Genomic DNA, 19,820 nt, shown 5'->3' on the forward strand with positions numbered 1-19,820 from the left:
GGATCGCCCACCCCGTGTCGGGCGATCCGCCGCCGGCCTTTGCGTCCGGGCACCCCCCTGTTGGCGTCCGGACGCAGGTCCTAAGGTCTGGCGAGTTCGTCGAGAACCCTCCCCGCCATGGCGTCGGTGTTCGGCAGTCCTTCGATCCAGACCCGGGCGAGCTGGGGTACGTCGGTGTCCAGCCGCCACTGGGTGATCAGGGCTCGAGCCGTCGCGACCTGCTCCGGCAGGTTCGGCTCGCGGCCGACGAGCGCCGCCGCGCGGTGTGAGCCGACGCGGCCCAGTACGTCACCGCCGCAGAAGACGATCCGCAGGCACTCCGCCACGTCGACCAGCCGGAGCTCGCGATCGAACGGCGACGTCCCCGGGGGATTGAGCGGCTCGACAACCACCAGTGCGTGGGATCGCGATACGGAAGTGCCACGGAGTTCAGCCTCTCGATAGAGCTCGCCGAGCCGGGACCGCAGGTGCGCCAGGCTGGACAGCCCGGTCAGCGGGTCCTCGCAGGACAGCGAGTGCAGATAGACGAGGGAGGCCTCGGCCCAGCTGGAACTGAGTGCGCGTACCGCGTCGAAAGCCGGCTCGCCCCCGGCGATCGAGCGGTACAACGCACTCAGCCCATCAAGTGCCTCCACCAGCGAGACTCCGCCGGTCGCCAGTTGGCGCCCGACCTCGTCCGATGCAGGCACGACATCGGCCCCGTCCCGCAGTGCCTCGGCGATCGCGAGAAAAGCGCTGTGGTCGGTGCTGTCTGTGCCGTGTGGCTCCCTCCAACCCCACGGTTGTTCGGTTGGGGACGACGCCTCCGGCCGGTTCCGGGCGGGCGACCCCGCCAGGTTCAGGGACTTGTGCGGGCGCAGGTCGAACCGCTTGCGGATGTCCGCGAACAGCGACATGGCCCTCCTCAAGAAATCCCGTCAGTCTCCCGACCGGGCGGCCGGAAGCGTCGTTCGGAGGTGAGACAGGCGGCGGCGGAGATCATGACGCGGATTCGCAGAACTTTTTTCGCGTAACTTCCGGGCTGGTGCTCTCGTCAGGAAAGGTGCACGATTCCGCGTCAGGAAACGTGCACGGATCCGTCTCACGTGGGAACCTTGTTCCCGGCAACTATGTGACGGACCGTTACATCGCCGTACGGACAGTCGTGACACACCCACGGGGAGCTGGATGGAGACGCCGGAAGGACCGAGCGACGCCGAACTGATCGCGCGCGTCCGCACCGGCGATCTCGAGGCGTACGGCGAGCTCTTCGGCCGCCACCACCACGCGGCCGAGCGGATGGCGCGCCAGCTGGTCCCGGCCAACGACGCCGACGACCTGGCCAGTGACGCGTTCGCCAAGGTGCTGGAAGCGCTGCGCTCCGGCGGCGGCCCGGACATCTCCTTCCGCGCGTACCTGCTGACGACGGTACGGCGGGTGCACGTCGACCGGATCCGGTCCGGCCGGAAGGTGACGGCCACCGACGACATCGCGGCGTACGAGCGGGAGCCGGAGACCTTCGACGACCCGACCGTGACCGGGTTCGAGAGCGGTGCGGCGGCCAAGGCCTTCGCGAGCCTGCCCGAGCGGTGGCAGGCCGTCCTCTGGCACACCGAGGTCGAGGGCGAGAAGCCGGCCGCGATCGCTCCCCTGCTCGGCCTGACCGCGAACGGCGTGTCCGCGCTCGCCTACCGCGCTCGCGAGGGTCTGCGGCAGGCCTACCTGCAGCAGCACCTGGCCGACGTCGCCGGGGATCGCTGCCGCTGGACGACCGAGCGACTCGGCGCGTATGTCCGGGGCGGCCTGACCAAGCGGGAGAACCGCAACGTCCGCGAGCATCTGGACGGCTGCGCGAAGTGCGCCGCGGTCTACCTCGAGCTGGTCGAGGTCAACAGCGCGCTACCGGCGCTGCTCGCCCCGGCCCTGCTGGGCACCGCGGGTCTCGGCTACCTGGCCGCCGCCTCCGGCGCGAAGGTCGGCCTGGTCGGCTTCGTCGTCACCGGCTGGAAGAAGGCCACGGAGAACAGCACCCGTACGGCGGTCGGCGCCGGTGCGGTCGTGGTCGTCGCGGTTGCCGCCGTACTCGCGGCGATGGCGCTGACCGGCAACGACACTCCACCGGCCGCGATCAGCAAGCCGCCGGCACAGCAACCGATCCAGCCGCCGGGGAATCCGCCGACCGTGCCCCCGGTCAAGCCACCGACGGTCAAGCCGACGTCGACGCAGCCGACCACCGCACCGACCACAGCGCCCACCACCGCGCCGACAACCCAGCCGACCCAGCCCGCGACGACGCCGACCCCCGCGCCGACGTCCCCGACCGCGACGACGAGTCCGACCCCACCGTTGCCGACGACACCGATCCTGGATGAGGGCCTGCTGACGATCAGCATGCCGAGCGGAGGCGGCGGTCCCGCTGACCGGGCCGGCGGCACGCAGGCCCAGGCCGGCGTGCGGTTCGTCATCACGATCAAAGCCCCGGCGAACAACACCGATCCGGTGATGATCGGCCTCAAGCGCGGCGGTGCCCTGGACTGGCCGCTCGCCGGCAACCCGGCCGGCTGGACCTGCAACAAGGCGGCAGGCACCTGTACGGCGCTCAACCGGGCCACCCCCGCGTCGATGCCGGTGACGTTCACCGCCCCGGCCCGAGGATCGGCAGTCGATCGCACCTTCACCGTCTCGGCCAAGACCGGCCGGTTGTACGACGACGACTCGGCGACGCTGCAGGCGCCCACTCCCCCGCGGACCGACGAGAACCTGCTGAAGATCCTCGACGGCAAGGCCGACCCCGACGTCCACCACCGGATCCTGACCGTTGCCTCCGGCACAGACCGGAGCAGTGTGACGCTGAAGCTCAGCTACGGCTCATCGCTGGAGTGGCCGATCGCAGCGAACCCGGCCGGCTGGAAGTGCTCGGCCACGACCAAGACGTGTACGGCGCTCACCCCGGCGCGACCGGCTCCGCTCCCGGCGGACTTCGACGTACCCCAGGACGGGTCCGCGGCGGCGCGGACGTTCACCGTGGCCGCGACGGCGGGCCTGGTGAGCGACACCGATTCCGAGGTGCTGCCGGGGATCCAGGCGGACGAGTCGCTGCTGCAGATCGTCACGCCGACGCCGCAGACCGACCCGAACCCGTTCGTCTACAACCGGTTCCTGAAGGTCAACGGGGTCGGCAACCAGCGTGTGACGCTGGACATCTCGTGGGGCCGCAACCTGGCGTTCCTGAACTCCCAGGAGCCGGGCTGGACCTGCTCGCGGTCGAGCGACATCCACCGCGCCACCTGCTGGACCGACAACTACCGCAAGCCGTTCAACTCCGAGTGGACCGCGTGGTTGCCGGGCACCGGCACGAACAACCTGCTCACCGTGCACGCCCGGGTCGGCGGCCGCGAGGACACCGACACCGTGCAGATCCCGCCGTCATCGTCGCGGCGGTAACCCAGTTGGTGGTCGGTGACCTGGGTCGCTACGCTGGTGGTGTTCGCGCTGACGGAACCGAGTAGCGCCGTACGCCACGTCCGAGAGAGTCGCCGGTAGCTGTGAAGGCGATACGTGGAGCGGTGGCGAAGACACTCCCGAGCGACTGCAAGGCAAGAGGCCGGGTCGTCGATCCGGTGAAGGTGTGGTGGCACCGCGAGATCCCCTTCGCCCACACCTCCGGGGTACGAGAAACGACCTGGAGGTGAAAACAGCGATGCGCATTCTCAGCCATGAGATCCCCTCAGCAGTAGGCCAGACCGTCACGGTGGCCGGCTGGGTGCACCGAAGACGACGGCTCGCCGCCGTCAGTTTCCTGATCCTGCGCGACCGATCCGGTCTGAGCCAGATCGTCGTGAAGGCGCCGGAAACCCAAGCACAGCTGGACGAACTCGGTGAGGAGACCGTGGTCCAGGTGACCGGCACGGTCGCCGCCAACCCACAGGCGCCGGGCGGCGCCGAGATCGTCGACCCGGTGATCGAGCCGCTGACCGAGCCGGCTGCGACGCCGCCGATCGAGCTCTGGCGACCGACGGTGGGCGCCGGGCTGCCCGTCGTACTGGACAACGCGCCGGTCGCCTTGCGGCACCCGGTCGTGCGGGCCGGGTGGGAGATCGCCGCGGCGGCCTTGCACGGGTTCCGGTCGGCTCTGGACGGTCAGGGCTTCACCGAGATCCAGACGCCCAAGATCGTCGGTACGGCGACGGAGTCCGGTGCCAACGTCTTCGCACTGGACTACTTCGGCGGCCCGGCGTACCTGGCGCAGTCGCCGCAGTTCTACAAACAGACGATGGTCGGGGTGTTCGAGCGGGTCTTCGAGGTCGGGCCGGTGTTCCGGGCCGAGCCGCACGACACGGTCCGGCACCTGGCCGAGTACGTCTCACTGGACGCGGAGTTCGGGTTCATCCAGGACCATCGCGACGTGCTCGCCGTCCTGCGGTCGACCGTCGCCGGGATGCTGGCCGCGGTCGGCGAGCGGGCCGGCGGGGCGCTGGAGCGGCTCGGCGCGGAGTTGCCCGAGATCCCGGTCGACGTACCGATCGTGCACTTCAGCGAGGCGCTGAAGATCGCCGGTGCGGACCCGGACGAACCGGACCTCGCGCCGGCCGACGAGCGGGCCCTGGGTGAGTGGGCGCTGCGGGAACACGGCAGCGACTTCGTGGCGGTCGAGGGCTATCCGATGGTGAAGCGGCCGTTCTACACGCATCCGCAGCCGTCGGACCCGCGCTGGTCGAACTCATTCGACCTGCTGTTCCGCGGGATGGAGCTGGTCACCGGCGGGCAACGGCTGCACCGGTACAGCGACTACGTCGCGGCGCTGGAGGCGCAGGGTGAGTCGGCGGAGTCGCCGGCGTACCGCTCGTACCTGCAGGCGTTCAAGCACGGGATGCCGCCGCACGGCGGGTTCGCGATCGGGCTCGAGCGCTTCGTGGCCCGGTTGACCGGGGTGGAGAACGTCCGCGAGGTCACGCTGTTCCCCCGCGACCTGCACCGCCTCACCCCCTGATGGAGACCACCGAGTCGGTTGTCGCCGAGCTGAACGTTGCCCTGGGCACCGATTATCGGCTCGTCCGGCAACTGGCCGGTGGGCTGCAGTCCGGCGCGTACGAGCTCACCGACGGCGAAACCGCGGTCGTCCTGAAGTGGACGGCCGATCCGGGCTGGGCGCCGCGGGTCCGGCGGGCGCACGAGCTGGTCCGCCGGGCGCGCACGGTCGGCTACCCGACACCGGCATGGCTGACCATGGGCGAGACCGTGGCCGGCTCGCCGTACCAGCTGCAGGAGTTCGTCACCGGCGAGCCGCTTCGCGACGCGTCGGTGCTGGACACCCGGCTCGCCCAGGAGCTGATCGCGATCTGTGAACTGCAGCGGGACCTCGTCCCCGAAGACGGTGTGAGCTGGTCGGGGTGGTCGAGCGGCGTCGTCTTCGACGACTGGGACGGTGCGTGGGGCCGGGTGCACGAGTACGGCGGTGAGGTCACCGACCTGCTCGACCGCTACACCGAGTTGTGCCGGCCGTACCGTGGCGAGCTACTGCCCGACGACGATCTCGTGCACGGGGATCTCAATGTCGGCAACTTGATTGTCGACAATGGGCGGATCGTCGGGATCATCGATATCGAGGCGGCAGGCGGTGGGTCACGGGCCTATGACCTGGTCTCGCTGGCGACGTCGGCGGCACGCGACGGTGCGCCGGCCGGAGTCGACGAACTGTTCCTGGAGGCGGCGTTGCGGGCCGGTGGACGCGCGGCGGTCGCGGTGTGCGCGGCGTCGGCGTACGTGACGATCGCCGAATTCGTTCACGAACGCTCGAAGTTCTCGCAGGATCTGATCCAGCAGGGCGCACAGCGGGTGCTCGAACTGCTCGAGGCCTGACCCGCGCGGTGCATGATGTGCGCATGCTGAGTGAGGTGGAGCGGCGGGTGCTGGCCGCGGTCGACGACGCGCGGGTGATCGAGGATCTGCGTGACCTGGTGCGGATCCCGAGTGTCGACGGGACTCCGGCCGAGAGCGACGTACAGGCGTGGTGTGCGGAGCGGTTGGCGGCGCTTGGTCTGATTGTCGACAAATGGCCGATCGACATGCCTACGTTGACCGCCGATCCGGAATTCCCGGGCATGGAGGTCGAGCGGGGCGAGGCGTGGGGATGTGTCGGCGTACTCGGCGGGGACGGGACGCCGGGGCTGATCCTCAACGGGCATGTGGATGTGGTGCCGGGCGACGCCTTCGACGCGCGGATCGAGGACGGCGTGATGTGGGGTCGCGGCACCTGCGACATGAAGGGCGGCGTCGCGGCGATCCTCGGCGCGACGGCGGCGGTTGTTGCCGCCGGCATCACTTTGCGGAGGCCACTGGCGGTCCATACGGTGATCGGCGAGGAAGACGGCGGCGTCGGCGCGTTCGCAACCCTGCGCCGCGGTCATCGCGGCGAGGCCTGCCTGATCGCGGAGCCGACCGCCGGATCCGTGATCCCGGCCAACGCCGGCTCGTTGACCTTCCGGCTGGAGGTCCCGGGCCTGGCCACACACGGGTCGACCCGCAGCCGCGGGGTGAGCGCGATCGAGAAGTTCACCGTGATCCAGACCGCGCTGCAGGACCTCGAGGCCGCGCGCAACCGGGACCCACATCCGCTCCTTGCGCACCTCGACCTCGCCAACCCCCTGTCCGTCGGCACGATCGCGGCCGGAGACTGGGCGAGCACCGTGCCCGACCACCTGGTCGCGGAGGGCAGGTACGGCGTACGCCTCGGTGAACCGCTCGCGGACGCCCGGGCCGCCTTCGAGACGGCGATCGCGGAGACGTGTCTGAAGGACGACTGGCTCCGCGACCATCCGGTCAAGGTCAGCTGGCCCGGCGGCGAGTTCGCGTCCGGCCTCCTCCGGGACGACGACCCCCTCCTCGCCGACACCCGCCAGGCGGTGACCGACGCCGGCAGCCCGCCTCCAGAAGTCAGAGGCGCGCCGTACGGCTCCGATCTCCGTCAGTACGCGGCAGCAGGCATCCCGACCCTGCAGTACGGACCTGGTGACGTCAGGTACGCCCATGCGGCGGACGAACACGTGATCCTCGCGGAGGTTCTGCAAGCAGCCCGCGCTTACGCCCTCCTCGTCGTCCGCCGCTGTGCATCAGTCGTCCATTGACTGGTAGACGGTGGTCCAGAAGTCGTGCATGAGCTGTACCGAGTACGGCGCGGAGGTGCCGACCTGGGTGAGCAGGATTCCGACGAGCTGGTTGCTCGGGTCGGCGTAGGTCGACGTACCGGCTCCGCCGTCCCAACCGAACTGCCCGATGGGCGCGTAGTCACCGCGATAGGTGCGCACGGCCATCCCGAAGCCCCAGCCACCGTGCTGTCCCTGGCCGAACGAGATGTGGACGTTGTCGCGGGCCAAGGCCTCCCGGGCCGCCAGCTGCTCGGCCGTCAGGCGGTTGGTGGTCATCAGCTCCACGGCCGGTCGGGACAGGATCCGCTCGCCCTGATGCGTTCCGTGATTCAGCAGCATCCGGAGGTATGCGTGGTAGTCGTCGGCGGTGGAGTTCAGCCCACCGCCACCGCCCTGAAACGCCGGCGGACTGCTGTGCCGGCCGCCCTCTGCCTCGTCCCACACGTGGAACTCCCCGGTCTGCGGATCGGGCGCGTACAGCGGAGGCAGCCGGTCGATCTGGTCGGCGGGTACGGAGAAGCCGGTGTCCTTCATGCCCAGCGGCCCGAAGACGCGTTCACGGAGGAACGCGTCGTACGACTGTCCCGAGACCCTGGAGACGAGCACGCCGAGCAGGTCGCTGCTGATCTGGTACTGCCAGCGCTCTCCGGGCTGGTACATCAACGGAAGCGTGCCGAGGCGGCGCATCCACTCGTCCTGCTCGGGCATCGGCACCGGCAGGTTCGGCGTGATGCCCTGCTCGAAGACCGCGGCCATGATCGGCGTGCCGAGGACCGTCATGTCCATGCCGAGCCCGAACGTGGACGTGAGCACGTCCCGGACGGTGATCGGCCGCCGGGCGGGCACGGTGTCGTCCAGTTGGCTGTCGATGCGCTTCAGCACCTGGCGGTCGGCGAGCTCGGGCAGCCAGGGCTCCACCGGGTCGTCCAGTCGCAGCCGGCACTCGTCGAGCAGCACCATCGCCGCCGAGACCGAGACCGGCTTGGACGTCGAGGCCATCCGGAAGATCGTGTCCCGGCGCATCGCCGGCCCACCGTCGTGACGCATCGTCCCGATCGTCTCGACGTGCGGCTCACCGTCGCCCCGGCTGACCAGGGCGACCAGCCCGGGAATCTTCCCGGAGTCGACGTGCCGGGACAGTACGTCGTGCAGCCTGCGCAACCCTGCCGCGGAGAAGCCGGTAGCAGTGGTGGACATCGTGTTGCACTCCTTCGATTGAACGGGCGAATGGTGGTCAGGCGCCGGTGAGGTAGGCCACCGGATGGTGCTGCTCAGAGCGAGCGGGCGACGATGTCGCCGACGCTGGTGGTCGCGCGGATGGTGAGCGGGGCGGCGGCGCCTTCGGTGTTGTTGAGCGCGTTCTGGATCCGGCCGCTGAGGGTGCCGGCATCCAGGGTGGCCGAGACTCCGGCAGCGGCGCCGACCTCGATCTCGCCGGCGTCGGTGCGCAGTACGACCGCGCCGCGCACGGCCTCGGCGATCCGGATGTCGCCCTTGCTGGTGCGAATCTCCGCCGGCCCGTTGAGGCGGCCGACAGAGACGTCACCGGCGGCAGTGGTGACGCGGGCGCCCGCGACGTCCTCGAGATCGATCGAGCCGTGGTCGCTCTTGATGGCGACGTCGCCGAGCCGTCCGGCGGCCCGCAGTTCGGCACTGGCCGCGTTCACCTCGACCGCGGAGCCGGCCGGCAACTGCACTGTGACCGCGACGGCTCCGGACGGCCCGAAGTACTGGTTCTTCGCCAGGACCTCGATCCGCAGGACGCCATCGCCGTACGCGACCTTGGCCTCCTCCGCCACCGTCACGTCGCGGCCCTTCGAGGGATCCGCGGGCAGGATCTCGACGGCGGTGTCGGCCCGGTCGGCGGCGACGAACTGGATGCGTCCTGCGGGGATGTCCAGAACTGCGGAAATCGGCTCTGGGGTGTTGAAAGTCGGCATGTCGTACCTTCCTGATTCGCTAGTGACGAACTTGGTGACTGAAACCACGATCGAAGACCGCCCTGACACCGGACAGCCGCCGTGCTGACATGTCCTCTGACACGTCGCCATGGAAGAGCGGTTGTCAGCAGCCGAGGCGGTCGGCGATCAGACCCAGCACCTGCTGCAGATCACGTGCCATCCGGGCACGCAGACCGAGGTCGGCGATCCCGGGCGCGAACCCGGGGTGGTCAGGGAGGACGCGGTGGACGCGGTGAGTCACCCGGGTCCCTTCGGGACAACCGCTGACGGCGTGCACGCCGGCGTACCAGCTCTGTACTGCGAGTCTGGAACCGTCTACCTGGATCTCCACCGGCTCGACCTGTCCGGCCAGCTCTGCGCGGTAGGTGCCGGCCGCCCCGGACCCGGCCACGACAGTCATCGCGCCCTGGCGTGCCGCCGAAGCCCTGGCCAGGACCAGCAGGTTGTCATCGCCGACCCGGCCCTCGGCGACGGCGAGCAGCAGCCCGGCGACCGCTTCGACCGGCGCGGCGACCGTCCCGTGCACTTCCCACCGGGCGGGCAGCGCATCCAGTCCGGTCAGCAGCGAAGGGGTTGTGTGCATGACCGAAGCCTCAGTGTCGCGGCCTGTCCGACACAACCCATGCCGAGCCCTCCGGGACACGGGACGACCCACCGATCTCGGGCTGACCTGCGCAGTCACCCTCGCGGACAGCTGGTGGGAACGTGTCCCGGGACGGGACGGGACAGGCGGGCCAGCCCCGAACGCGCCGCCGGCACCAGGTAGCCGAAACCGTGAGCAGTGGCGAGTTCCACTGCGGCCTGGAAGTGCCGCGCCGCGGCGTCCCGATCGCCAGTGTCCAAGCACGCCTCGGCGTAGTGGAGGTGGACGCGCGCCAGCTGATCTGGCTCATCGGCCCGTTCGAGAATTCCGATGGCCTCGGCCTGCGTGGCTGCCGACTCCTCCGGGCGACCGAGGTGGAGTAGTGCGACGGCTACGTCGTTGAGGCTGATCGCCTCGAAGATCGCGTGATGGGTCGCCTGGCTGACGGCAACGGCCTGTTCGGCGTAGTCGAGCGCGGCTTGCAGATCCCCGAGGCCCAGCGCGGCTCGGCCGAGCACGTCCAGGCACATCCGCACCGTCTGGCGGTCCGACTCTCGGGTCGTCTCGATCACGTCCGTGGCGATCTCACAGGCCGCGGCATACTTCCCCAGGCTCACCAGGGCATGACTGAGACTGCTGCGTACCCGGGCTCCCACCGAGGCCTCGTGCGGTGGTAGCAGAGCGGCTGCCCGCTCCAGGATCTCGACGGCGCCTTCGGCGTCGGCGACTTGCTCTCGGAGCTCCCCCAGTTGGAAGAGCGCCATGGCCTCGCCGACGATGTCCCCCTCCGCAGCCATCAGCACGGCGGCCTCCTCGAGCTCCGGCAGCGCGTCGTCCAGCCGGCCCATGCGCAACAGCAGGACGCCCAGCAGGTAGCGGTGCGAGGCGAGCACGCGGCCGTCACCGAGCCTTTCGGCGGCGGGCAGGGTGACCTCGAGACCATCGCGCAGCTGCGCTGAACCACCGCGTCGCGCATGGGCGATCGTGGCGAGCTGTCCGAGCCCCACCGCCGCCAGGTCGATGCGCAGCTGCACAGTGAGCGCAAACGTCGCCGTGAGGTTGCCCCACTCGGTGTCCATCCAGCTGACAGCGCTGTCGTGGTCGGACAGGTCGGGAAGGGCCGACGGTGGCTGTGACACGGTGACCGGGAGTGGGATCAGGATCAGGATCAGCTTCTTCACGGCCAGTAGGCCGCTCAGGTAGTAGTCGGCCAAGCGGGCGATCGCCGGCACCGGATCAGCTGCGGGGTCGTCGGCGCGGGCGGCCTGCCGGAGTAAGTCATGCATCCGGTAGCGGCCGGCTGCGGGCTCCTGGACCAGATGGACGTCCACCAGGTCCTCCAGGAGAGCGCGGGCGTTGGCCAGTGGGATCCCGGCCAGCGCGGCTGCGCCGTACGCGTCGATGTCCTCGCCCGGCACCAGCCCGAGCAGCCGGAACATCCGCCGCTGCGCGGGGTCGAGCTGCCGCAGTGACATCTCGAACACGTCCGAGGCCACCAGTTCGCCATCGCGCAGCCGTTCCACCAACGTGTCGAGCGTCCACGCCGGTCGGTGCCGGAGCCGGGCGGCGGCCACCCGGATGGCCAGCGGCAGGTTGCCGCAGCGGCGCAGTACCGCGTCGACGTCGCCAGGCCGCACGCCACCCGCGGACTCGACGAACAGCTGTGCCGCCTCGTCACTTGGCAGGACGTCCAGCGAGACGGGCTGGGCGTCCAGCTCCACCATCCGCCGGCGGCTGGTGATCACGACGAAGGTCTGGCCGGCGCCGGGCAGCAGGTCACGCACGTGCTCGGCATCGGCGGCGTTGTCCAGCAGTACGATCGCACGTCGCGTCGCCAGCTCCGACCGCCACAGCGCGGCCCGCTCGGCGAGCCCGTCGGGAATCCTGCCGGGTGGCAGGCCGAGCGCGCACAGCAGGACGCGCAGCGCCTCTCCAGGCTCGAGCAGCTCCCGGCCCGGAGTGAACCCATGCAGGTCCAGGTAGAGCTGCCCATCGGGGAAGCCGGCGGTCAGTAGATGCGCGGCGTGCACGGCCAGCGCCGACTTCCCCACCCCGCCCATGCCGTCGATCGCCACCACCGACGTGGTCCGCGCGGCGTCGAGGAGGGCGTCCAGCTCTGCCCGGCGACCGGTGAACGCAGTGATGTCGTGCGGCAGATCATTGCGTACTGGCGGAGCCGCAGCCGGGCTCGCCTGCGGCCGGTCCTTGGCCCCCTCCCACACCTCACGCAGCGGCCTCGGGTCGCGACCGGCTGCCTTGCAGAGCGCCACCACGGTCGGCCAGGGTGGAACGGCCTGGCCGGAGAAGTACCGCGACAGCGAGGAGCTGCTGGCGTTGATGTCACGGGCGAGCTCACGCAGGCTCCGGCCGGTCAGATCACGCAGTTGCGACAACTGCCCCGCCAACTCATCGCGCACCCTTGCCAGCCCTCCTCCGGTTTCAGCGCGCCGAGTCTAGATGGCCCGCCGAACGGGGCCTGCGATCAGAGCAGGCGCTCGAGGGCCTCCAGCCCGATCGGTCCCCAGTGCGGCTTGCCGCCGGGCAGGCCCTTGTCGCCGTTGATCCCCATCGCGATCAGGAACAGCGCCCGCTGCACGGCCCAGCCGCGAGCTCGCCGTACCGTGGCGTCGTCCGCCGGGTAGTGCTCGAAGAACCGGTCGGCGGCGCCGGCCGGTAGCAGGATCCAGGCGGCCGCGAGGTCGGTCGCCGGATCGCCTGCGCACACCTCGCCGAAATCGATGACACCGGCAAGCGTGCCGTCGGCAACGACCACGTTCGCCGGGTGCAGGTCACCGTGCAGCCAGACCGGCGGCCGGTCCCACGCCGGTGCGGCGATCGCGTCCGCCCACACCGCACGCATCTCCTCACCACGGCCGATGTATTCGTGCACCTCGCTGAACCCTAGGCTCCGCGGCAGACCGGTTCGGTCGCTGACCGGTGCGTCGGCCGGGGCCTCGGTGTGCAGGGCCAGCAGGAAGTCGGCCAGCACGTCCGCTGCCGCAGGGTCTGTGATCGGTGCGTGGTCAGCTGGTTCGCCGGCTACCCAGGTGGTCACCAACCAGGTCCGCGGGAACCAATCCGACGGTTTGCCGAGGCGGACAGGGGTCTGGACGGGCAGCGGAACCCGGGCGGCGATATCAGGGACCAGGCGGTGCTCCTTGAGCAGCAGCTCCGGGGCCCCTTCGGTCCGGGGCATCCGGACCGCCAGGTCCGAACCGAGACGCCACATCTGATTGCCCCAGCCACCCACGACCTCCTTCAGCTCCAGCTCTGCCAGATCCGGATGCTGCTCTTGCAAGAGGGCGCGTATCAGTTCGTCGTCCACGGAGCGTCAGACGCGTCACAACCGGATCGGGTTCGGAATAGTGCTGGAACAACCCGAGTTGGCAACAACTATGCGCATTGATGTGTGGTCCGACGTTGTCTGCCCGTGGTGCTACATCGGGAAGCGTCGGCTCGAAGAGGCTCTGGCCGGCAGCGGTGACACCGCGACGATCGTCTGGCACAGCTTCCAGCTGGATCCGTCGTCCACCAACGACGACCAGCGGGACCTGGCGACCCGGCTGGGTGAGAAGTAAGATCGCGGCCGGGAGTGGGGTCGGCAGGCCAACGCTCACGTGACCGAGATCGCGGCCGAGCTGGGCCTCGAGTACAACCTCGAGCAGGCGAAGTCGGCCAACACCGTCGACGCCCACCGCCTGCTGCACCTGGCCCGCGAGCTCGTCGAAGCCGGGCAGGTGCCTGCCGACACTCAGGACCGCCTCAAGGAGCGCCTCCTCAAGGCGTACTTCACCGACGGCCTCCCCGTGGGCGATCACGCCACGCTGACCGAGCTGGCGACGGAGGCCGGCCTCCCGTCCGACCGTGTCCACGAGGTCCTCGCGAGTACGGCGTACGCCGAAGAGGTCGCCGCGGATCAGGCACAGGCCCTCGCGTACGGCGCGAACGGTGTGCCGTTCTTCGTCATCGACGAGAAGTACGGCGTCAGCGGCGCCCAACCGATCGAGGTGTTCCAGGAAGCGCTGCGCCGGGCGAACGCGGACCGCAAGCCGGTCACGCTCATCACCGGCCCCGGCGCGACCGACGACCCCACCTGCGGCCCGGACGGCTGCCCCATCTGAGCCTGAGCGGTTGAGCCGTGGGTACCGGAAGTCTGACAAGACGTGGTGTATGAAGGAGGCATGACTGTCGTGCGCGCACTGGCCAGGCCGCTGCTGTCCGTCATTTTCGTCGTGCAGGGCGCGAACGCGATTCGCAACCCCGAGCCGCTCGTGCCGAAGGCGCAACCGGTGACCGACCGGCTGGTGCCGCTGGTGAAGCGGGTGGCACCGGCGCAGGTCGGCGACCGCATCCCCGACACCACGGTCAACCTCGTCCGGCTGAACGGCGCGGTCCACGTGGTCGGCGGGCTCGCGCTGGCCAGCGGCAAGGGCCGGCGGCTGGCCGCGAGTGTTCTCGCGGCGTCGCTGGTGCCGACGACGATCGCGGGCCACCCGTTCTGGCTGGAGAAGGACAAGACGGTCCGGAACACCCAGCGGATCCAGTTCATGAAGAACCTCAGCCTGCTCGGCGGATTGCTGCTCGCGGCGGTCGACACCGAGGGCAAGCCGGGTGTCGCCTGGCGCGCCTCGCACGGCGCCAAGGCCGCGAAGCGCGAGACCAAGCGCGGCGCCAAGGCCGCGAAGCGTGAGACCAAGCGGAGCGCCGAGACCGCCAAGCGCCAGGCGAAGCGGCTGGCCCGCGAGGCGAAGCAGGCCGCGAAACTCAAGAAGGCCGAGCTCCACCTCGGCTGAGACGGAGGGGCCCAGTAGCGCCCATGCCCTAGGCTCAGAGTCGGAAACGACGAGCCGAAGGAGTGGGATGAGCACGGAGCAGGGCTTGGCGGCGCCGCGGGCGGGAGGACCGGTCACCGGCCGGATCACGGTGCCCGGATCGAAGTCGATCAGTAACCGCGCACTCATCCTGGCCGCGCTCGCCGATGGCCCGTCCCACCTGACCGGCCTGCTCGCCGCCCGCGACACCGCTCTGATGCGGTCCGCGCTGGTCTCCCTCGGCGTCGGCATCAGTGAGAGCGGTACGACGGTGACCGTGACCCCGGGTTCGTTGAAGGGCCCGGCCAACGTCGACTGCGGCCTGGCCGGCACCGTGATGCGCTTCGTCCCACCGGTCGCCGCGCTGGCCGACGGTGTGGTCGCGTTCGACGGCGATCCCTACGCCCGGGAGCGCCCGATGGGTGTCATCCTCGGCGCCCTGCGGACCCTCGGCGTACAGATCGACGACGCCGGCACCGGCCGGATGCCGTACACGGTCTCCGGCACGGGCTCGGTCCGCGGCGGGAAGGTGACCCTGGACGCGTCCGGTTCGAGCCAGTTCGTGTCCGCGCTGCTGCTGGCCGGAGCCCGGTACGACGAGGGCGTCGACCTCCGGCACGACGGGAAGCCGGTGCCGTCCCAGCCGCACCTGGACATGTCGGTGGCGATGCTGCGCGAACGCGGCGTGTCCGTCGACGACGGCGAGCCGAACCGTTGGGTCGTTACCCCCGGCCCCATTCGCGCGCTGGACACCGCGATCGAGCCGGACCTGTCCAACGCCGCGCCGTTCCTGGCCGCGGCCGTGATCACCGGTGGCGAGGTCACCGTGACCGGCTGGCCTTCGCAGACCACGCAGCCCGGCGACCAGTTGCGCGACATCTTCACTCGCTTCGGCGCGGAGGTCTCCCGCACCGACGACGGCCTGACGGTCCGTGGCACCGGTCGTGTGCAGGGTGTGGACCTCGACCTGAGTGAGGTCGGCGAGCTCTCGCCGGTTCTCCTCGCGGTGGCCGCGTTTGCGGACGGACCGTCATACCTGCGGGGGATCGCGCATCTGCGCAATCACGAGACGGATCGGCTGGCGGCGCTCGAGACCGAGTTCAACGCGCTCGGCGGGGACGTGACGCAGACGGCCGACGGGCTGGAGATCCGGCCGAAGCCCTTGCGTGGTGGGCTTTTCGGGACCTACCACGACCACCGGATGGCGCACGCCGCCGCCGTACTCGGGCTGCTCGTGGACGGGTTGGAGATCGAGAACATCGGGACCACGGCGAAGACGCTGCCGGAGTTCCCCGAGCTCTGGTCGGGGCTCGCGGGCTGATGTCGCGGTACGACGAGGAGGCCCGGTACGACCGTCCGAAGCGCCGGACCCGGCCGCGGACCAAGGACCGCCCGTCGTACGACGACGCCACCATCGGTTTCGTCTTCACCCGCGACCGCGGGCGCTACGCGTGCTGGGTCGAGGACTCCCACGGAGGCTACGAGGTCACCGCGATGAAGGCGCGCCAGCTCGGCCGCACGAGTGTGATCGTCGGCGATCGGGTCAAGCTCGACGGCGACGCGACCGGCGACGAGGGCACGCTGGCCCGGATCGTCGAGGTTCTTCCGCGGACGACGCTGCTGCGCCGGTCGGCCGATGACGACGACCCGGTCGAGCGACCGCTGGTCGCAAACGCGGATCAGCTCGTCATCGTCGTCGCGGTCGCGAACCCGGAGCCGCGGACCGGACTGATCGACCGCTTCCTGGTGGCGGCGTACGACGCCGGGATGCGGCCGCTGCTCTGCCTGACGAAGACCGACCTGGCCGACCCGGATCCGCTGCTGTCGATCTACCGCCCGCTCGGGGTCGAGTCCGTCGCGACGTACCAAGGTGGCGACCTGAGCGGGCTGCGCGAGCAACTCGACGACCGTACGAGCGTCCTCGTCGGCCACTCCGGTGTCGGCAAGTCAACGCTGGTGAACGGATTGATCCCCGGCGCGGATCGCGCGATCGGCGTGGTCAACGAGGTGACCGGCCGAGGGCGTCATACGTCGACCAACACCCTGGTACTGCGCCTGCCCGCCGGCGGGTGGCTCATCGACACCCCCGGCATCCGCACCTTCGGCCTGGCTCACGTCCAGCCCGACCAGTTGATCCACGCCTTCCCTGACCTGGCCGAGATCGCCGAGACCTGCCCCCGCGGTTGCACCCACACCGAGACCGCTCCCGACTGCGCCCTGGACGAGGCGGTTGCCGAAGGCCGCGCCGACGCCGACCGCGTCGCCTCCTTCCGCCGCCTCCTCGCCAGCCGCGAAGGCCGCGACACCCGCCAGGACGCCGTACCGGAGTAGGACGTCACTTAGGCAGGATGCCGGTCCAGACGGCTCTGGCGCCGGCGTCGCCGGTGCGGATCGTCTGGTAGATCACGACGACTCCCACCACCACGACAGCCGCGGTGACGACCAACTCGAGCGGGCGGCTGTTGGTTGCCTTCGCACCCTTTCCGCTCGCCAGCGCCGTCGGCCCGCTCAGGACCAGGAAGGCGATGACGACCAGCACGGCGAACGCCAGGACGAACCACAGCAGCAGATTCCCCCGCGACCGGTGCAGGGCGACCAGCTTGTCCAGTTGCGGGACCGCGGCCACGAACGCGTCCCCGCTCTTCTTCGCCACGAAGGCACACACCAGCGCACCCAGCCCGAGCACCAGCGCCGGCCAGCGCAGCAGCCAGCGCCACTTCGGTAGCACGGCGAACGCGATCGCGGTGAGCGCGGCCACCGGCAGCACCACCACCGCGAGGTGGATCACCAGCACGTGCAGCGGCAGGTCCCCGAAGCGCTCGAACATTGACGCCTCCATGGCGCTCATAGACGTGGTCAGACACTAGACTGCACGTTCAACGACCGTATTCGGTTCAATCCGCGCCGCAACCGATCCACAACGTTTGCCGCCGCGTGGCGCGCTGAGCAGGGGTTCAGGTTAGCCTTCCGGCATGCCTTCGCACACGGATGACCTGCGGCTCGCCCACATCCTGGCCGATGACGCGGACTCGACCACGATGGACCGCTACAAGGCGCTCGACCTGCACGTGGCCACCAAGCCGGACCTGACGCCGGTGAGTGAATCGGACAAAAAGGTCGAGGACGTGATGCGCAAGACGCTGTCCCGGGCCCGGCCCCGGGACGCCTTCGTCGGCGAAGAGGACGGCACCAGCGGCTGGGGCGTTCGCCGCTGGGTCGTCGACCCGATCGACGGCACCAAGAACTACATCCGTGGCGTCCCGGTCTGGGCCACGCTGATCAGCCTGATGATCGAGGACCAGGTGGTCGTCGGCGTGGTCTCCGCCCCGGCCCTCGGCAAGCGCTGGTGGGCGTCGTACGGCGACGGCGCCTGGACCGGCCGCGCCCTGCACTCGTCGCAGCCGTGCCGGGTCAGCGACGTGAGCAGGATCGAGGACGCCTCGCTGTCGTACGCGTCGCTCAAGGGCTGGGAGAAGATCGGCAAGAAGAACCAGTGGGCCGACCTGATGGATTCGGTCTGGCGCACCCGCGCGTACGGCGACTTCTGGTCCTACATGCTGGTCGCCGAGGGCGCGGTCGACATCGCCGCCGAGCCCGAGCTCAACCTCTACGACATGGCCGCGCTGGCGATCATCGTCGACGAGGCCGGCGGCAAGTTCACCTCCGTCGAGGGGGCTCCCGGCCCGAACGGTCCGAACGGTGTCGCCACCAACGGCCGCCTGCACGACGAGGTGCTCAAGCGCCTCGAGTGAGCCGCCGGACCAGGAAGTCCGCCTCGACCGCGTTGCTGGTGAACGCCAGCGCCTCCTCGTACGCCGCCTTCGCCTCAGCGTCTCGGCCAGTACGCCGAAGCAGTTCGGCGCGCGTGGACGCGAGGTACGGATAGGTGGCGAGAGCCGGATCGCCGGCCAACTCCTGGAGTTCGGTCAGCGCCACCTCGGGCCCGGAGACATAGCTGAGGGCGACCACCCGGTTCAAGGCGACCACCGGTGACGGCCAGCGCGCCAGGAGAAGATCGTAGAGGCCGAGGATCTCTGCCCAATCCGTATCCTCCCATCGCTCCGCCTCGGCATGGACGGCGGCAATGGCCGCCATCACGCCGAACCGCCCGACGCTCCCCCCTGGGGCCGTTGGTTGCCCGGCCAGCGCTTCGTGCACCAGCTCCAGCCCCTCGGCGATCTGCCCCCGGTCCCACAACGCCCGGTCCTGGTCTTCCATCAGCACCAACTGACCGGCGTCGTCGACGCGCGCAGCCTGCCGCGCCTGCGTCAGCAACAACAGTGCGAGCAGACCAGCCGCCTCCCCGCTGTCCGGCAAGAGCATCCGCACCATCCGGGCCAGCTCGATCCCTCGCCGGGCCAGATCCGGCCGGGTCAGTCCGTCCCCGTCCACCGCCGTGTGTCCCGCCGTATAGACCAGGTGTACGACGTCCAGCACCGCGTCGATGCGCTCCGGCAGATCCTCCAGCCGCGGGATCCGGTAGGCGATCCCGGACCGTGAGATCTTGTGCTTGGCCCGGGTGATCCGCGCCTGCATGGTGGCTTCCTTCACCAGGAACGCCTTCGCGATCTCCGTCGACGACAGCCCGCAGACGAGCCGCAGCGTCAGCGCGATCTGAGCCTCCTGCGCGAGCGCCGGATGGCAGCAGGTGAACACCAACCGCAGCCGGTCGTCCGGGAACACCCCGGCCGCAAGATCCTCGTCGTCGACCGGATCCGGCATCAGCAACGGCAGCTTCCGCGCCGCCACCCCGGCCCGCCGCCGATGCTCGAGCGCCCGCCGGGTGGCGACTGTCGTCAACCACGCGCCGGGCCGACGCGGCACGCCCTGCTCACGCCAGTGCACCAGCGCCTTGGCATACGCGTCCTGCACACAGTCCTCGGCCAGGTCGAGATCGGCCGCGACCCGTGCCGTGGCGGCCAGGACGAAGGCCCACTCGGTCGAGTGGGCCTCCGCCACCGCTTCGGCGACGGTGTCAGCCACCGTTGATGAGGGGCCGCACCTCGACGCCGCCCATCGGCGACGGGACCTGCTTGGCGATCGCGAGTGCCTCGTCCAGGTCGGCCGCCTCGATGATGTAGTACCCGCCCATCACCTCCTTGGTCTCCGCGAACGTCCCGTCGGTGACCACGAACCCGCCGTCGCCGTCGGACCGGATCGACGTGGCGGTGGTGCTCCCGTCCAACTGCCCGCCGCCGCGCAGGGCGGGGCCGTTCGCGTCCGCGAAGGCCTGGTGGTTCTTGTGGTTCTGCTCCATCACCGACGGATCGGCCGCGTCCCACTTGGCTTCGTCGTCGTAGATCATCACCAGGTACTTGCCCACTGATGTCACCTCTCCTGT

Annotated in this window: 17 protein-coding genes and 1 pseudogene; 9 read left to right on the forward strand and 9 right to left on the reverse strand. The window is 70.1% G+C overall.

All coding sequences use genetic code 11. The features are described from left to right. Positions 1–80: 80 nt before the first annotated feature. A complete protein-coding gene (locus ACXC9Q_RS20705; RefSeq protein WP_457058244.1) occupies positions 81–896 on the reverse strand; it encodes a hypothetical protein in 816 nt (271 codons plus the stop codon). Positions 897–1,167: 271 nt separating this feature from the next. Here ACXC9Q_RS20705 and ACXC9Q_RS20710 point away from each other — a divergent pair, with 271 nt between their 5' ends. The 4 genes from ACXC9Q_RS20710 to ACXC9Q_RS20725 all read left to right on the forward strand — a co-directional run bounded on the left by ACXC9Q_RS20710 (position 1,168) and on the right by ACXC9Q_RS20725 (position 7,103). Beyond that, positions 1,168–3,423 (forward strand): sigma-70 family RNA polymerase sigma factor, encoded by a 2,256-nt coding sequence (locus ACXC9Q_RS20710; RefSeq protein ID WP_457058246.1) that lies wholly within the window; start codon positions 1,168–1,170, stop codon positions 3,421–3,423. Positions 3,424–3,679: 256 nt separating this feature from the next. Beyond that, on the forward strand, positions 3,680–4,969 hold the full coding sequence (gene aspS, locus ACXC9Q_RS20715) for an aspartate--tRNA(Asn) ligase (RefSeq protein ID WP_457058247.1): 1,290 nt from the start codon (positions 3,680–3,682) through the stop codon (positions 4,967–4,969). Then, a complete protein-coding gene (locus ACXC9Q_RS20720; protein WP_457058248.1) occupies positions 4,969–5,838 on the forward strand; it encodes a phosphotransferase family protein in 870 nt (289 codons plus the stop codon). The genes aspS and ACXC9Q_RS20720 overlap by 1 nt, the downstream gene beginning before the upstream one ends. Before the next feature lie 23 nt (positions 5,839–5,861). Further along, positions 5,862–7,103 carry a M20/M25/M40 family metallo-hydrolase gene (locus ACXC9Q_RS20725; RefSeq protein ID WP_457058249.1) on the forward strand — a complete coding sequence of 414 codons (1,242 nt, stop codon included), beginning with the start codon at positions 5,862–5,864 and terminating at the stop codon, positions 7,101–7,103. On the opposite strand, the gene ACXC9Q_RS20730 is transcribed toward ACXC9Q_RS20725, so the two are convergent. From ACXC9Q_RS20730 to ACXC9Q_RS20750, 5 genes are all read right to left on the reverse strand, one after another. Further along, complete coding sequence (locus tag ACXC9Q_RS20730) at positions 7,089–8,321, reverse strand: serine hydrolase domain-containing protein (RefSeq protein WP_457058250.1); 1,233 nt, start codon at positions 8,319–8,321, stop codon at positions 7,089–7,091. The genes ACXC9Q_RS20725 and ACXC9Q_RS20730 overlap by 15 nt on opposite strands. A gap of 74 nt (positions 8,322–8,395) precedes the next feature. Further along, positions 8,396–9,064: a DUF4097 family beta strand repeat-containing protein gene (locus tag ACXC9Q_RS20735; protein ID WP_457058251.1), complete on the reverse strand. Its 669-nt coding sequence runs from the start codon at positions 9,062–9,064 to the stop codon at positions 8,396–8,398. Between the two features lie 124 nt (positions 9,065–9,188). Further along, positions 9,189–9,668, reverse strand: a complete 480-nt coding sequence (locus ACXC9Q_RS20740) for a hypothetical protein (protein ID WP_457058252.1) — start codon at positions 9,666–9,668, stop codon at positions 9,189–9,191. 95 nt (positions 9,669–9,763) lie between these two features. Continuing rightward, the gene (locus ACXC9Q_RS20745) at positions 9,764–12,085 is read right to left on the reverse strand and encodes an ATP-binding protein (protein ID WP_457058253.1); all 2,322 of its coding nucleotides are present in this window, start codon (positions 12,083–12,085) and stop codon (positions 9,764–9,766) included. A 65-nt stretch (positions 12,086–12,150) separates the two neighbouring features. Next, complete coding sequence (locus ACXC9Q_RS20750) at positions 12,151–12,966, reverse strand: aminoglycoside phosphotransferase family protein (protein ID WP_457058255.1); 816 nt, start codon at positions 12,964–12,966, stop codon at positions 12,151–12,153. Between the two features lie 97 nt (positions 12,967–13,063). Here ACXC9Q_RS20750 and ACXC9Q_RS20755 point away from each other — a divergent pair. The 4 genes and pseudogenes from ACXC9Q_RS20755 to rsgA all read left to right on the forward strand — a co-directional run bounded on the left by ACXC9Q_RS20755 (position 13,064) and on the right by rsgA (position 16,810). Further along, a pseudogene (locus ACXC9Q_RS20755) lies at positions 13,064–13,789 on the forward strand (DsbA family oxidoreductase). 60 nt (positions 13,790–13,849) lie between these two features. Further along, on the forward strand, positions 13,850–14,461 hold the full coding sequence (locus ACXC9Q_RS20760; protein ID WP_457058256.1) for a DoxX family protein: 612 nt from the start codon (positions 13,850–13,852) through the stop codon (positions 14,459–14,461). Between the two features lie 67 nt (positions 14,462–14,528). Further along, a complete protein-coding gene (aroA, locus tag ACXC9Q_RS20765; protein WP_457058257.1) occupies positions 14,529–15,800 on the forward strand; it encodes a 3-phosphoshikimate 1-carboxyvinyltransferase in 1,272 nt (423 codons plus the stop codon). After that, positions 15,800–16,810, forward strand: a complete 1,011-nt coding sequence (gene rsgA, locus ACXC9Q_RS20770) for a ribosome small subunit-dependent GTPase A (protein WP_457058258.1) — start codon at positions 15,800–15,802, stop codon at positions 16,808–16,810. Before aroA ends, rsgA begins: the two co-directional genes overlap by 1 nt. 4 nt (positions 16,811–16,814) lie before the next feature. Here rsgA and ACXC9Q_RS20775 read toward each other — a convergent pair whose 3' ends face one another. Next, positions 16,815–17,306, reverse strand: a complete 492-nt coding sequence (locus ACXC9Q_RS20775) for a DUF2231 domain-containing protein (protein WP_457058259.1) — start codon at positions 17,304–17,306, stop codon at positions 16,815–16,817. 145 nt (positions 17,307–17,451) lie between these two features. Between ACXC9Q_RS20775 and hisN the strand changes: the two genes are divergently transcribed. Continuing rightward, positions 17,452–18,231, forward strand: coding sequence for a histidinol-phosphatase (gene hisN, locus ACXC9Q_RS20780; RefSeq protein ID WP_457058260.1), 780 nt, complete (start codon positions 17,452–17,454; stop codon positions 18,229–18,231). Here the strand turns inward: hisN and ACXC9Q_RS20785 are convergent. Together ACXC9Q_RS20785 and ACXC9Q_RS20790 are read right to left on the reverse strand one after the other, a co-directional pair. Beyond that, complete coding sequence (locus ACXC9Q_RS20785) at positions 18,215–19,462, reverse strand: RNA polymerase sigma factor (RefSeq protein ID WP_457058261.1); 1,248 nt, start codon at positions 19,460–19,462, stop codon at positions 18,215–18,217. The two genes, hisN and ACXC9Q_RS20785, sit on opposite strands and share 17 nt — an antisense overlap. Then, on the reverse strand, positions 19,455–19,811 hold the full coding sequence (locus ACXC9Q_RS20790) for a YciI family protein (protein ID WP_457058262.1): 357 nt from the start codon (positions 19,809–19,811) through the stop codon (positions 19,455–19,457). Before ACXC9Q_RS20790 ends, ACXC9Q_RS20785 begins: the two co-directional genes overlap by 8 nt. Positions 19,812–19,820: the final 9 nt, after the last annotated feature.

It is taken from the genome of Kribbella sp. CWNU-51 (assembly GCF_054073265.1).

Bases quoted from the DNA above. Each gene is read 5' to 3' on its own strand.
- ACXC9Q_RS20775 (WP_457058259.1), bottom strand. From the start codon at position 17,306: ATGTTCGAGCGCTTCGGGGACCTGCCGCTGCACGTGCTGGTGATCCAC.
- ACXC9Q_RS20720 (WP_457058248.1), top strand. From the start codon at position 4,969: ATGGAGACCACCGAGTCGGTTGTCGCCGAGCTGAACGTTGCCCTGGGC.
- ACXC9Q_RS20740 (WP_457058252.1), bottom strand. From the start codon at position 9,668: ATGCACACAACCCCTTCGCTGCTGACCGGACTGGATGCGCTGCCCGCC.
- ACXC9Q_RS20760 (WP_457058256.1), top strand. From the start codon at position 13,850: ATGACTGTCGTGCGCGCACTGGCCAGGCCGCTGCTGTCCGTCATTTTC.
- rsgA (WP_457058258.1), top strand. From the start codon at position 15,800: ATGTCGCGGTACGACGAGGAGGCCCGGTACGACCGTCCGAAGCGCCGG.
- ACXC9Q_RS20725 (WP_457058249.1), top strand. From the start codon at position 5,862: ATGCTGAGTGAGGTGGAGCGGCGGGTGCTGGCCGCGGTCGACGACGCG.
- hisN (WP_457058260.1), top strand. From the start codon at position 17,452: ATGCCTTCGCACACGGATGACCTGCGGCTCGCCCACATCCTGGCCGAT.
- ACXC9Q_RS20705 (WP_457058244.1), bottom strand. From the start codon at position 896: ATGTCGCTGTTCGCGGACATCCGCAAGCGGTTCGACCTGCGCCCGCAC.
- ACXC9Q_RS20730 (WP_457058250.1), bottom strand. From the start codon at position 8,321: ATGTCCACCACTGCTACCGGCTTCTCCGCGGCAGGGTTGCGCAGGCTG.
- aspS (WP_457058247.1), top strand. From the start codon at position 3,680: ATGCGCATTCTCAGCCATGAGATCCCCTCAGCAGTAGGCCAGACCGTC.
- aroA (WP_457058257.1), top strand. From the start codon at position 14,529: ATGAGCACGGAGCAGGGCTTGGCGGCGCCGCGGGCGGGAGGACCGGTC.
- ACXC9Q_RS20710 (WP_457058246.1), top strand. From the start codon at position 1,168: ATGGAGACGCCGGAAGGACCGAGCGACGCCGAACTGATCGCGCGCGTC.
- ACXC9Q_RS20735 (WP_457058251.1), bottom strand. From the start codon at position 9,064: ATGCCGACTTTCAACACCCCAGAGCCGATTTCCGCAGTTCTGGACATC.